General features: G+C 64.7%; 3 protein-coding genes. All 3 read left to right on the top strand.

Annotation, left to right across the window (positions count from 1 at the left end):
• The first annotated feature begins 17 nt into the window (after nt 1-17).
• From HCH_RS13365 to HCH_RS13355, 3 genes are read left to right on the top strand one after another with little or no spacing between them, the layout of a single operon-like run.
• Nucleotides 18-3,587 (top strand): non-ribosomal peptide synthetase, encoded by a 3,570-nt coding sequence (locus HCH_RS13365; protein WP_011396804.1) that lies wholly within the window; start codon nt 18-20, stop codon nt 3,585-3,587.
• Between the two features lie 22 nt (nt 3,588-3,609).
• Nucleotides 3,610-9,483 carry a type I polyketide synthase gene (locus tag HCH_RS32340; protein WP_011396803.1) on the top strand — a complete coding sequence of 1,958 codons (5,874 nt, stop codon included), beginning with the start codon at nt 3,610-3,612 and terminating at the stop codon, nt 9,481-9,483.
• Complete coding sequence (locus tag HCH_RS13355; RefSeq protein WP_011396802.1) at nt 9,483-14,375, top strand: non-ribosomal peptide synthetase; 4,893 nt, start codon at nt 9,483-9,485, stop codon at nt 14,373-14,375. Before HCH_RS32340 ends, HCH_RS13355 begins: the two co-directional genes overlap by 1 nt.
• Nucleotides 14,376-14,531: the final 156 nt, after the last annotated feature.

Genomic DNA, 14,531 nt, shown 5'->3' with positions numbered 1-14,531 from the left:
GGGAGTGTTGGGTGACTATGGAGTCAGGAATTCATAATTTTCTCGCCCAACTGGCGGCAAGCGATGTGCGCTTGCGACTGGATCAGGGCGCGTTGAAACTGAACGCGCCCGCCGGACGGTTACAGGACCCAGCCATCGCCGGACTGATTGACGAACTGAAGTCCCGCAAGGACGAAGTCATCCGCTTTTTGCAGCGACAGAGCGGCGCCGACGTCGAAACCATAACGCCCGCCGGGCGCGAGCAGCCGCCGCCGCTGTCGTTCGGACAACAGCGCCTGTGGTTCCTCGACCAGCTCGAGGGCGGCGGACACGGCTATAACATGCCCACCGCCATGCGTCTGCAGGGCCCGTTGGACGTGGATGCGCTGCGCAAAAGTCTGCGCGCCCTCATGGTGCGTCACGAAGTGCTGCGCACGCGCTACCCGGACAGCGAGGCGGTGTTTATTGAACCGCTGCCCTGCGTGGATCTGACGGAGCTGGACCTGTCCGCCCTGCCCGCGGAGGAACAGGATCGGCGCATCCAGGAACTGGCGGCGTCGGCGGCGTTCGAGCCCTTTAATCTGAAACTGGGGCCGATGTTGCGCATGCAGTTGCTGCGTAAAGGCGCCCAGGACCACGTGCTGCTCATCACCCTGCATCATATCGTCACCGACGGCTGGTCCATCGGCGTCATGGTGGAGGAAATCTCCGCCCTGTATAACGCCATTTCCCAGAATCGTCCGCCCGCACTGCCGGCGCTCCCTATTCAATATGGCGATTACGCGGCGTGGCAACAGCGACGCTACGCCCGCAACGCCAGCCCGCCGGAACTGGACTGGTGGCTGCCGCGACTGCTGGGCGCGCCCCTGCGTCTGGAGCTGCCGCTGGATTATCCGCGCCCGCCGGTGCAGAACTTTCAGGGCGACGTGGAGCATTTCACGATTCCCGCCACCTTGCTGCAACCGCTGAAAGACCTGTGCCGCCGTCACAGCCTGACGCTGTACATGGCCACGCTGGCGGCGTTTGGCGTGCTGGCGGCGCGCCACAGCGGCCAGGACGACCTGCTGATCGGCTCCCCGGTGGCCAATCGCAACCGCCGTGAAGTAGAGGGGCTGCTCGGCTATTTCGCCAACACCCTGCCCTTGCGCCTGCGACCCGGCGCCTGCGCCACCACCTCGGAATACCTGGATCAGGTGCGGGATTTCTGCGCCGGAGCCATGGAGCGCCAGGAACTTCCCTTTGAAAAACTGGTGGAGGCGCTGCGGCCGGAGCGGGATCTCTCTCATAATCCGCTGGTGCAGGTGATATTCGCCCTGCAGAACTCGCCGCGCCACACGCCGCACCCGGAGCTGAGCCTGCGCGGATTGTTGATCGAGCCGCTGGCGCTGAAACGCCGCAACGTCAGCGTGGACCTGGAAGCGCATCTGTGGGAAGTGGACGGCGAGCTGCAGGGTCAGTTCGTCTACAACAGCAGCCTGTTCGAAGCCGCCTCTATCCGGCGCATGATCGGACATTATCGTAAGCTGCTGGCGGAGCTGCCGAAAGGCCTGGATACTCCGCCGCTGCGGCTGCCCATGTTAACGGCGGCGGAGACCCAGCAGTGGAACGACGCCGCCGCCACTTTGCAGGAACTGCCCAGCGACCGGCGCATGACCGACCTGCTGCGGGAAGCGACGTTGGCGCACCCTCATAAAACCGCGGTGGTCTGCGGCGACGAGCGCATCAGTTATCTCGAGCTGGACCGGCGCGCCACCCTGCTGGCGTTGCAGTTACAGCACCTTGGCGTCGCCCCGGACACCCTGGTGGCGGTCTACATGGGGCGCAGCGTGGACATGATCGTGGCGCTCGCCGGAGTGCTGAAATCCGGCGCCGCCTACCTGCCTATCGATCCTGCCAACCCCCGCGACCGCATCGCCGATATGCTCGCCAGCGCCAACGTCGCATTGGCGGTCACCCACTCGGACCTGGCGCTGGATCTGCCCGAAGGCTGCACCCTGGTGCGTCTGGACCGCCTGTTGCGCAACGATCCCAAGTGCAGCGATCCGTTACGTCATCTGCATGAGGGCGACCATCTGAGTGGCCCGCCCTGCCGCTGCGGCGTACCGACGCCGGGCAACCCGGCGCGCCCGGATCATCTCGCTTACGCCATCTTCACCTCAGGCTCCACCGGCGCGCCCAAGGCCACGCCTATCGAGCACCGTAACGTGCTGAACATGCTGGCGGCGCTGCAACCCATCGTGGAATTTTCGGCGGACGACGTATGGACGCTGTTCCACTCCTACGCATTCGACTTCTCGGTCTGGGAGATCTGGGGCTGTCTGCTGTACGGCGGCACGCTGCTGGTGACCACTGAGGAAGAGCGTCATAACCCTCACGCCCTCGCCCGGCTGCTGCGCAGGGAGAACGCCACCGTGCTGAACCTGACGCCGAGCAATATGGAGAAACTGCTGGCGGCGACCCGGGATGACGAGGCGTTTCCTTATCGCTTGCGCGCATTCTGCTGCGGCGGCGAGGCGTTTCCCGGCCGCCTGGTTTCGCCGATATTAAAATTCGGTCTGCCGGTATGGAATTTTTATGGTCCGACGGAGGCCACCGTCTGGTCCTCCATCCACCGGGTCACCGGCGCGGACGCGGAACTGGCGACGCTGCCTATCGGCGCGCCCCTGGCCAACTATCAACTGTACGTCATCGACGCCTTTGGCGAGCCCGCCCCGGCGGGGGTCGCCGGCGAACTGTGCATCGCCGGCGCCGGGATCACCCGGGGTTATCTGGGCCGTCCTGAGCTTAACGCGGAGCGCTTCGTCCACATGACGCACCCGCTGTGCCGGGGACGCGTTTACAAAACCGGCGATCTGGTGAGACGCCGCGCGGACGGCGCCATCGACTACCTGGGACGCAGCGACTTTCAGATCAAGCTGCGTGGGTTCCGCATCGAGCCGGGAGAAATCGAATCGCTGCTCACCGAGCACGCGCTGGTGAATCAGGCGGTGGTGTGCAAGCAATACGCGGAGGATGGCGGCGAATATCTGGCCGCGTTTATCGTTGTGCGCCGCGCGCCGGAAGACGCCGCCGGTCTGTTCGAGGAATTGCGCAAGCTGGTCCGGAGCAAGCTGCCGGAGTACATGGCGCCCACCAGTTATATGATCCTGTCGGAACTGCCCCTCAACGGCAACGGCAAAATTGATCGCAAACGTCTGCCCCAGGCCACGCCCAACCGGGTTTCCTCCGCCATGTTTCAGGCGCCCCGCACGCGTCTTGAACAGGAAATCGCCGCCATCTGGCGCGACGTATTAGGACAGGAACGCATCAGTATCCATGACAACTTTTTCGACATCGGCGGCTACTCCCTGCTGCTGACGCGGGTTTATGAGCGCCTGCTGCGCCTGGCGTTCCGGACGCCGCTGACCGCTTTGTTCAACTATCCCACCATCGCCCAGCTCGCCGCCCATCTGGCGGAGCAGGAAGGCGGCGGTGAGGAGAACGAACGCGCCGCATTGCGGGACAGCGTCGCCCAGCGCGTGGACCGGCAGCGCAAGGCGCGTCGCCGACAGGCCGACGCCCGCGCTGTGAGTCAGTCGCCGCCAATCAAGCAAATGCAAGAACAATAAACGGAAGAAAAAGAATACGACCATGACGGACACTCTATCCCAAGACATCCCAGCGGACGCTATCGCCATTGTCGGCATGGCGTGCCGTTTTCCCGGCGCGGACGACATCGAAGGGTTCTGGCGCAACCTGCTCGACGGCGTTGTCTCCACCACCCGCTTCACCCGTGAGCAACTATTGCAGGCGGGGGTTCCCGCCGCGCTGATCGACCACCCGGACTACGTTCCCATCAAAGGCGTGGTCAACGATTACGATAAATTCGACGCCGCTTTCTTCGGTTATACGCCCCGGGAAGCGGAAATGATGGACCCGCAGCATCGGCTGTTTCTGGAGAGTTGCTGGCGCGCGCTGGAGGACGCCGGGCATACCGGCCAGGGCGAGGAAAACCGCATCGGCGTTTTCGCCGGCGTGGGCATGCCCACCTATATCCTGCGCAATATCATTCCACACCCGGAATACACCGGACCGGACATGGATTATCAACTGCTGATCGGCAACGACAAGGACTTCGCCGCCACCCGGGTCAGCTACAAGATGGATCTGAAAGGACCCAGCTTCAACGTCAACACCGCCTGCTCCACCTCACTGGTGGCGGTGCATCTGGCCTGCCAGAGCCTGCTGTCCTGCCAGTGCGACATGGCCCTGGCCGGCGCCTCCACGCTGCGCGCGCCTCAGGAAGAAGGCTATCTGTATCAGGAAGGCGGCATTCCCTCCCCCGACGGTCAATGTCGCGCTTTTGACGCCGACGCCCAGGGCGTGGTGGGCGGCAGCGGCGTGGGCGTGGTGTTGCTGCGGCGTCTGGAAGATGCGCTGGAGGACGGTGATGATATTTATGCGGTGATTCGCGGCAGCGCCATCAACAACGACGGCGCCGACAAAATCGGCTACACCGCTCCCAGCGTGGACGGCGAGGCGGCGGTGATCGCGGAGGCGCAGGCGCTGGCGGACATCTCCGCAGACACCATCAGCTACGTGGAAGCCCACGGCACCGGCACGCCCCTGGGCGACCCCATCGAAGTGGCGGCGCTGACCAAAGCCTTCCGCCTGACCACCGCGCGCAAAGGCTTCTGCGCCCTGGGATCGGTGAAAACCAACTTTGGCCATCTGGACACCGCCGCCGGCATGGCGGGCCTGATCAAGGCGGCTCTGGCGATCAAACACGGCAAGATTCCCTCCTCCCGCCACTTCCAGCGTCCTAACCCCAAGCTGGATCTGGAGAACAGTCCATTTTTCGTCAACGCCGAAACCGTGGACTGGCCGGCGCACCTGCCCCGGCGCGCCGGCGTCAGCTCGTTCGGCGTCGGCGGCACCAACTCCCATGTGGTGCTGGAGCAGGCCCCGGACGCGTACGCGCGGCCCCACGCCGCACAGGATACGGAGGCAACCCTGCCGCAACTGCTGCTGGTCTCCGCCCGCACGGACACCGCGCTGAAACAGGCGCAGGCGCAATTACGCGAGCATTTACACGACCTGCCGGCGCGGGCGTTGCCGGACGTCGCCTTCACCCTGGCCTGCGGACGCCGCCGCCTGGAGCAGCGCGCTTATGCAGTTTGCCACGGCGAGGCGGCGGACTTTCACGAAAGAACCCACCCGGAAGAGCGCCCTATTCACAAACTGGCGTTTCTGCTCACCGGCCAAGGCTCTCAATACGCGGGGATGGCCAGGTCCCTGTATCGTCGCTACGCGTCTTTTCGCCGTGATCTGGATCAATGCGCGGACCTGCTGCAACCTTTGCTGAACCGGGATATCCGCTCGCTGCTTTGCGACGACAAGGAAAAAGACCGCGCGCTCACTCCCACCGCCCTGGCGCAACCGCTGAACTTCGCGCTGGAGTATGCTCTGGCGCGTCTGCTGCAAAGCTGGGGGCTGCAACCTGATGCGTTACTGGGTCACAGCCTGGGTGAATACGTCGCCGCCTGTCTCGCGAAGGTGTTCGCCCTGCCGGACGCCCTGCGTCTGCTCGTCGAACGCGGCCGTTTGATGCAGGACACCGCCGCCGGCGCCATGCTGGTGGTTTCCCTTGGCGAAGGGAGCATCATTCCTTATCTGCGCGCCCACGCCGGCGACAAAGGGTACGGCCAACGTCTGTCCCTGGCGGCGGTCAACAGCCCGGAATGCTGCACTTTGTCCGGCCCGCCGGCGGCGATTGAACAACTGCAGACGCGCCTGATCGCCGAGGGCGTCACCTGCCAGCGCCTTAACGCCAGCGGCGCATTCCACTCTCCGGCCATGGAGCCGGTGGCCGAGCCGCTGCGGGAGCGGTTGCGCAGCCTGCGCCTGCAACCCCCGCAGATACCCATTGTCAGCAACCTGAGCGGCGACCTGCTGCGTCCGGAGCAGGCTACGGACCCGGACTACTGGGTGCGCCACATGCTGGAGCCGGTGCGCTTCGCCGACGGCCTGCAAACATTGCGGCGGGAAGGCGTGGATGTCTGTGTGGAAGTGGGCGCGGGACGCGCGCTCACCGCCCTGGCCCATCAACAGGGCTGGCGGCATGACGCCTTATCGCTGATTCCGCCGGCGTCCCGCCGCGACCATCCGGAAAAGCTGCTGCTGGAGACCCTGGGGGAACTGTGGCGGCGCGGTTGCGATCTGGACTGGCGCGCCTATTATGCAGGCGTCATTAATGCCGCCGCGCCGGAGACCCGCCGTCGCTACCAGCGTCTGCACTTACCGGGCTACCCCTTCGCCCGTCAGCGCCACTGGATAGATCCTCCCACGACCCCGGCGTCAACGCCGACCACCCGCGCCAGCCGTGCGGAGCCGCCCCTGCGGGACTGGTTCTACGCGCCGTCCTGGCGTCGCCTGCCCCTGTGCAATGACATCGCCGGCCAGACGGGCGATGAACAGGCCGTCTCCACACCCCGCAATTGGCTGGTGCTGGTGGATGACAGCCAAATGGCGCGGGGTCTGCGTGAAGAAATAGAGCGCCGCGGCGACCGCATGACGCAGGTGCGCTCGACGTATGAGCGATCCGCCGCCGGTTCAGACCGCGCAAGCGAGGATTGCCTGCGCCTGGACCCGGAACGGACGGAAGATTTCCAAGCCTTGTTCGCGCAGTTGCAGGCGGACGGCAAATCCCCTGATTTTATCTTGCACGCCTGGGCCTGCACCCCTCAAATCAACGCTGCGGACCCGCAGGAACACAGCGAGAAATTGCTCAATCTGGGCTACAGCAGTCTGATCCGGCTGATACAGCAATTCGATAGTCTGACGACGCCCATGCCCATGCTGTGCGCCGTCACCGCCACCGCGCAGTCAGTGCTCGGCGATGAAACCATCACCCCGGAATTGGCGGCGCTCATGGGCCCCATCAAAGTGGCGCCGTTGGAATACGCCGGCTTGCAGAGTCAATGCATCGACGTCGTACCGCCGCAATCGGAAGCGCAATGGGAAGCACTGTGCCGCGATCTGATTGATCTCGCCCAGCGCCCCGGCGACACGCCATTATTGGCGTTGCGCGGCCTGACGCCGACGCAACCGCCCCGCCACCAGCGCTGGGTGTGCGAATTCACCCCGACGACCACAAGCGCCGTCCGCGACCCGCAACAACTGCCTCTGCGCGACGACGGCGTCTACCTGATCACCGGCGGACTGGGCGGCATCGGCCTGCAACTGGCGGAATGCGTGGCGCAACAATGCCGCGCCAGGCTGATTCTGGCCGGACGCCAGCCCGCTCCCGCCTGGAGCGAAGACGCCGACGCCAATCAGGGCGGCCTCATCGCGCAATTGCCGGACCCCAAACGCATCGCCGCGCTGGAAACTGAGCTGAAGGACGAGCTGGCGATTCAGAGCGTGGACGCTCATCCGGGTCTGCGCGCCGACCTGCATGGCTTGTGCTCCGCCTATCTGGCCCAGTTTATCGGCGCCCTGTGGCGGGAGCATATGGACGGCGCCGACGCTGTCAGCGTGGACAAGTTTATGACCGCCTGCGGCCTGGACGCGCGCTTCGACAAGTTCTTCCGCTGGATGTTCGCCATTCTGGCGGAGGACGGCGTGGTCGAGCTGGAAAACGATCAAGTGCGCCTGTCGCCCGCCCTGGAACAGCTGCCGGACCCAGGCGCACTACGGGCGCAAGTCAGTCAGCGCTATCCCGGATTCGCTCCCATGCTGGAATTCCTGGATCACTGCGTCAGCCATTATCGTCCCGCCCTCACCGGCGAAGTGGACGCGATCAGCGTGCTGTATCCCTCCGGTCAGGGGGACAAGCTGAAGAAAGCCGCAGCGGAAACCGTGGAGCATACGCATCACCGCCTGTACGGCCTGTTGCTGCAGCGTCTGCTGCGGGAACTGATTCAGGCCCGCGCGGCGCAGCCCGACGCCAGACCCTTGCGCATTTTGGAGATCGGCGCCGGCGCCGGCATTCTCACCGACTGGATCGCCCCCGCCCTGCGGGAAGCGAACGTGGAGTACTGGTTTACCGACATCGGCCGCAGCTTCGTGATGGCGGCGGAACAACGCTTTCAGCAAGACCCCGCTCTGGCGGGCAAAATGCGCTTCGCCAAATACGACGCCTCGCTGCCGCCGGAGAAACAGGGGCTGGACCCGCACAGTTTCGATCTGGTGATAGAGCTGGACGCCGTGCACGCCACCGCGGATCTGCCCGCCACCATGGGTCAGACCCGTCGTCTGCTGGCGCCCGGCGGCTTGCTGTGCCTGCTGGAGTCCACCCACACTGAGCGCTGGACCAATATGGCCTACGGGCTGGCGGCGGGATGGTGGTGCTTCGCCGACGGATTGCGGGAGAACTGCCCACTCCTGTCCCTGCCGCAATGGCGTGAGCTGCTGGAGAGCCTCGGCTATACAAACGTGCGCGCCTTCCCCGGCGAGGACATGGCGCCGCAGGACGTGGATTGCGGCCTGATTCTGGCGGCCGCCGGCGACGCTGACGTGGCGGAGCCGTTCGCCCTGGTCAGCCCCGACGCGGAGCGCGGCCTTCGCGACCGCAGCGCCAAACTGCGCCGCCTGCGCAGTCTTGGCGCCCAGGTCATGACCCTGCAGCTGGACATTGCCGATCTGAGCGCGCTGCAGGAACAGCTGACGCAGGCGCAGCGGCGTTTCGGCCCCATCAATGGCCTGATTCACTGCGCAGCCTCGGAAAACCGCGGTCCCATACAGTTGAAGCAGCCCGATCCCGGCAAAGGCGAGTTCGCCGCCAAGACTCACGGCGTGCGCAACCTGCTGGCGACCCTCGCGGTCAAGGACCTGGATTTTGTGGCGTTATCGTCCTCCACCAGCGCCGTGGCGCCGGGGGTCGGCGACGCCGAGTACTGCGCCTCCAACTCCTGCGTGGACGCCTTCGCCCATCAGCTCAGAAGTCAGGGCGTGGCGGCCTTGTCCATCAACTGGGAACGCTGGCGGCATGTGGGCATGGCCTGCGCTTATGAAGCGCTGTATCGCCAGAAAACCGGCCAGGACCCGGAGGGCGGCATGGACCCCGCCACCGGCGCCGACGCCTTCCTGCGCATGCTGTCCCAACGTGGACTCAGTCAGGTGCTGATGTCCCGCCGCCGCATCGACGTCCTGTTGCGGGACGCCCGCGACGCCAACCTGCAACGCATCGTCGAACACAGCCGCCTCACCAAAGCGACGCCGGATGAACACGCCGGCGCCAATGCGCCCGCCACCGACCTGGAGCGGGACATCGCCGCCATCTGGCGCGAGGTGCTGGGGGTCAAAGTGGTGGGACGACACGATAATTTCCATGACCTGGGCGGCGACAGCCTGATCGCTATTAAAATGGCGTCGCGCCTGAAAAGCCGCTTCTCTCCCGATATCAGCATGCAGGCCCTGTTCGACTATCCCAGCGTGGCCGCTTTCGCCGCCTGGCTGCAACGGACCTGTCCGGAGGCGTTGGACGCGAAGCTGTCGGAAGAAATGGATGAAGGAGTGCTCTGATGGAAGTGTACGCCTTTCTGCGGGAAGTCGAACAAAGCGGCGTACAGCTTTGGAACGATAACGGCCAGCTGCGTTATCGGGCGCCGAAAAACGCCATGACGCCGGAACTGGTCGCCCGTCTCAAAACCATGAAGGAGACCATTCTTCCCCTGCTGCCGAAACAGCCGGCGCCGCCGCGTCTGCAGGCGGTGGCGCCGCGCCGGGGCATCCCGCCGCGCGCGCCGGCCTATGCCAGAACCGCGCCCTTGTCCCTGAACCAGATGGGCCTGTGGTTCGTGATGGCGATGGCGGAATCCCGCAACGGCCCCGGCGGCGACGCCGCCTGCAATATACCTGGCGACGCCGCCTGCAATATACCTGGCGATGCCGCCTACAATATTCCCGAAGCCTTGCGTCTGGACGGCGACATCGACGTCAGCCTGATGCGCCGTTGCCTGCAGCGCATTGTGGATCGCCATGAAGCCCTGCGCGTCAGCTTCATCGAGGGCCCGGACGGCCCCCGCCAGCACATTGCGGAGCAGGCGACGCTGGCGATGACGGAAGAGGACTTGAGCAGCCTGGAACCGGGGGCGGCGGAGCGCGCCGCTGCAAAACAAGCGGACGCTGAGGCTATCGCGCCCTTCGACCTGAGCCGCGCGCCTCTGGTGCGGGCGCGCCTGTTGAAGCTGGGGCCGCAGCGCCATGTCCTGCTGTTCACCCTGCATCACATCATCGCCGACGGCTGGTCCAAGGGCATTCTCACCCGTGAACTGATGACGCTTTACGCCGGTTCCGGGGAGCCGCCCCCGTTGACCACCCAGTATCCGGATTACGCCTGCTGGCAACAGCAAAGTTTTTTATCTTCGGAGCTGCCCCGTCTGCGCGATTACTGGCTGCCGCGCTTGCAGAATCCGCCGCCACCGCCCGATCTGCCGTTTGATCATCCGCGCCCCCGTCAGCGCAGTTATCGCGGCGCCAGCCATTTCATCACCCTGTCCGCGGACCGGGGCGACGCCCTGCAGGCCCTCGCCAAGCGACAGGGATGCAGTCTGTTCATGGCGTTGCTGGCGATCTTCAACATACTGCTGCAACGCTACAGCGGCGCCAGTGACCTGGTGGTGGGAACCCAGGTGGCCAACCGGGAGCGTCCCGAGCTGGAGAACGTGGTGGGCTTCTTCGTCAACACCCTGGCGCTGCGGGTCGATCTCAGCGGCGTCGCCAACTACATCGAATTATTGCAACAAGTACGGGAAACCACCCTGGGCGCCTTCGCGCACCAGGAAATGCCCTTCGACAAACTGGTGGAGGCGCTGCAACCGGAGCGCCGTCCCGGCTACGAACCCATCGCCCAGGTCATGTTTCTGCTGCAAAGCGCTCCCATGGAAAGCCTGCGGCTGCCGCGCCTCACCATAGAATCCCTGCCGGTCAACCGGGGCAGCGCCAAGTTCGATTTGTCGCTGCTGGTCACGGAGACTGACGGCGCGCTGCAATGCGAGTTCGAATACGGCCTGGACCTGTTTGAGCCTGGAACTATCGAGCGCATGGCCCGGCACTTCGCCAATCTGGTGGACAGCGTAATCGCCGCGCCGCTGGCGGAACTCGATCAGCTGACCATGATCGACGCCGGGGACCTGCGTCAGTTGCGCGCCTTCAACGCACACTGGCATAGCGCCCCATCCGCCGTTGCGCGCCCGGTTGAAGAGCTGATCCTGGGAGACGACATCGTCAGCTGCTTCCGCCAGCAGGCCGCCCGTCGCCCGCAACAGAACGCCGTCATCGCCGACGATGGCGCCCTGAGTTACGCCGAGCTGGACCATCGCAGCGAAGTTCTGGCGGCGCGCCTGCGTCATCAGGGCGCCTTGCCTGACCAGCCAGTAGGACTGTGCGTGCGTCCCGGCGTCAATCTGATCGTCGGCATACTGGGCATATTGAAAAGCGGGGCCGGCTATATGCCTATGGACATCGCCCATCCCCGCGCCCGCCTGCAACACCAGATCAACGACGCCAGGCTGACCCTGATTGTGGTCGACCAGGCCACCCTGGACCCCGCCCGCTCAGCGGTGGCCCCCTATCCCGCCGAGCTGGTCTGCATTGAACAGGCGCTGGCCAAACCGGTGGCCGCTCCCGCCGCCGCAATCGCCATTCAACGCAGTCAGCTGGCGTACGTTATTTACACCTCCGGCTCCACCGGCGCGCCCAAGGGCAGTCTGGTGGAGCATCATAATGTGCTGAATCTGGTGGAAGGGCTGCGGGATCTGGTTTATCAGGATTATCAAGAGCCGGTGTGCGTGGCGCTGCTGGCCAGCCCCATCTTCGACGCCTCGGTGCAACAGATCTTTGCGGCCCTGCTGCTGGGACACCAATTGCTGGTGGCGGCCCCGGAAATGCGTTTGCAGCCGACGCAACTGGCGCAATGCTTTCTGCAACACAAGGTGGCGGTGGCGGACTGCACCCCCAGCCTGTTGTCCATGATGGTGGCGGAGCGGCTGCCGGCGACTCCCGGGTTAGGTCTGGACGCCTTACTGACAGGCGGCGAGCCGCTGTCCCGGAAACTGGCGCAGGCGTTTTACCAGCAGAACGCCAGGGCGGCGCTTTACAATGTTTACGGTCCCACGGAATGCGCCGTGGACGTCACCGCCTTGCGGGTTCCCCGGAAAAACCCTTATTACTTTCCCATTGTTCCCATCGGAAGGCCTCTGCCCAACGCCCAGGTGTTTATTTTGGATACATTGCGCCGGCCCGTCCCTCTGGGCGTCCCCGGCCAGATTTTTATCGGCGGCGACCCGGTCGGCCGCGGCTACCTGAACCGCTCCGCCCTCACCCGGGAGAAGTTCGCCTACTATCCCGAGATTTCCAAACGCCGCCTGTACGCCACCGGCGATTGCGGACGCTGGCTGCGGGACGGCGTCATCCAGTACCTCGGACGCATGGATCAGCAGATAAAGATCCGCGGCCACCGGGTGGAGCCGGGAGAAATCGAGTCTCATTTGCGCCAGCATCCCGCCATCGCGGAAGCGGCGGCGATCGCTCTGGAAACCGAAACGGGACGCTATGAGCTGGCGGCCTACCTCACCCTGGTCGATAAAGCGCAAGCCCCCGGAGTGGAGGCGCTGCGCAACTTTCTGCAGGAGCGCACGCCGGACTACATGATTCCCACGCGCTGGTCGATTCTGGCGCAGATGCCGCTCACCGCCAGCAACAAGATCGACCGCCGCGCCTTGCCGGGATGCGACGCCGTCGTCGTCAATCAGGAGGCGCGTCCGCACCGCGCGCCCAACGGCGCCAGAGAAACCGCATTGACGGAAGTCTGGCGCAGCGTGCTGAACGTCGCCGAGATCAGCGCCCTGGATGACTATTTCGCTCTGGGCGGCGACTCTATCAAGGCGCTGCAGATCTCCGCGCGCCTGCGTCAGATCGGCTGGCGCATGGAAGTCAGGCAGATTTTCGAGCACCGCAGCATCGCCGAACTGGCGCCGCACCTGCAGGCCACGGTGGCGTCCACACCCCCCGACACAGCTCCGGCGGAAGCGCCGTTGACGGCGATCCAGCGCTGGTTCTTCACCCATTTCGAAGGTCGCCGGGACCATTACAATCAGGCGGTTCTGCTGCGTCCCGCCCGTGCGCTGCAAACAGATCCGTTGCGCTTCAGTCTGACGGCGTTGGCGCGCTGGCATGGCGCCTTGCGGCTGGCCTTCCAACCAGTGCGCGATCGTATGCGCCAGGTGCGCGTGGAGATCGATCCAGACAGCCTGTTGAACGTCATCGACCTGCCTGCCGCCGACAATCCCCAGACCGACATGGAAACGGACATGGCGACCCGGCAAACCGGTTTCAACCTGCAGCAAGGGGGCCTCTTCAAAGCGGTTCTGTATCGCCTGCCCGATGGCGGGCAACGTCTGTTTCTGGTCGCCCATCACTTGATCATGGACGCCGTGTCCTGGCGCATTCTATTGGAAGATCTGACTCAGGCTTACCAGCAGGCCCTGAACGGCGCGGACATCACGCTGGCTCCGGCGACGGATTTCACTCAATGGGCCCAGGCCGTCAATAGCGGCGCGCCAGTGTTCTCGCAAAAAGAACTGGATTACTGGGGGCGGCAGGAAACTCGTCGCGCCGGGCAAAGCTATCCCAGCCGCATGCAAGTCCAAAGCGGCGCCAGTCACTACGTGGAGAGTCATCTGGACGCAGCCGCCACCGCGCAATGGCTGCGCGACGCCAACCAAAGCTATCGCACCCGCGGCGAGGAACTGCTGGTCACCGCTCTGCTGCGCACCCTGATGCGGCAAGAGCTGGGGCCGCCGTCGTTGTTGCTGGAAGGCCATGGTCGCGAAGATCTGGGCATCGGCCTGGACGTCTCCCGCACCCTGGGCTGGTTCACCAGCCTGTACCCGCTCGCCTTCGCGATAAGCGCCGATGATGACGTCGACCGCCAGATCAAAGTGGTCAAGGAGACCCTGCGCAGCGCGCCGCAGCAAGGCGCGGGTTACGGCATTCTGCGCTATATGCGCGACCAGCAAGACAGCGACCGCGGCGGCGCCCTCAATTTCGCGCCCCTGCCCCGCGTGGCTTTCAACTATCTCGGCCAGTTCGACCGCACCTTCGCCGGCGAGCTGTTCCAGCTCGCGGAAGAAAACGTCGGACCGACCCGGGACCCACAGGCGCCCAATCTACAGGCGCTGGAAGTGGTGGCGCTGGTGCTGGACGGTTGCCTGCAATTGCGGATCACTGGCGGCTCCGGCGCCTTCAGCGCTGGCGATCTGGTGGCGTTCGCGGAAGCGCTGATGGACGACCTGCGCCGCATCATTCGTCACGCGGCGGATAAGTCCGATGCGGAGCTGACGCCGGCGGACATTGATTATGACGGCTTCAACCTGGAGGAACTGGACGAGTTCATCGACCGGTTAAGTTACTAACATGGCAATATCATTGCCATGTTAGTAATCAGGCGCATGAATGCGCCTGCGCGGCTAGCCGCGGGAGACAGGGCCTGACATGCGCAGGCCCTGTCGTGGCGGACAAAGAGAAGGACGCTATTTGTCCGCCTGATTGATAACCCGTTCCGCCCGTAT

Origin of the sequence: Hahella chejuensis KCTC 2396 (assembly GCF_000012985.1) — a bacterium.
GTDB lineage: Bacteria > Pseudomonadota > Gammaproteobacteria > Pseudomonadales > Oleiphilaceae > Hahella > Hahella chejuensis.
The sequence above is the reverse complement of the archived record's forward strand: the minus strand, read 5'-3'. Positions and strand labels throughout refer to the sequence as shown.

What these genes read in the sequence shown, in the direction of transcription:
- HCH_RS13355 (WP_011396802.1), top strand. Translation starts at nt 9,483, where the DNA reads ATGGAAGTGTACGCCTTTCTGCGGGAAGTCGAACAAAGCGGCGTACAG.
- HCH_RS13365 (WP_011396804.1), top strand. Translation starts at nt 18, where the DNA reads ATGGAGTCAGGAATTCATAATTTTCTCGCCCAACTGGCGGCAAGCGAT.
- HCH_RS32340 (WP_011396803.1), top strand. Translation starts at nt 3,610, where the DNA reads ATGACGGACACTCTATCCCAAGACATCCCAGCGGACGCTATCGCCATT.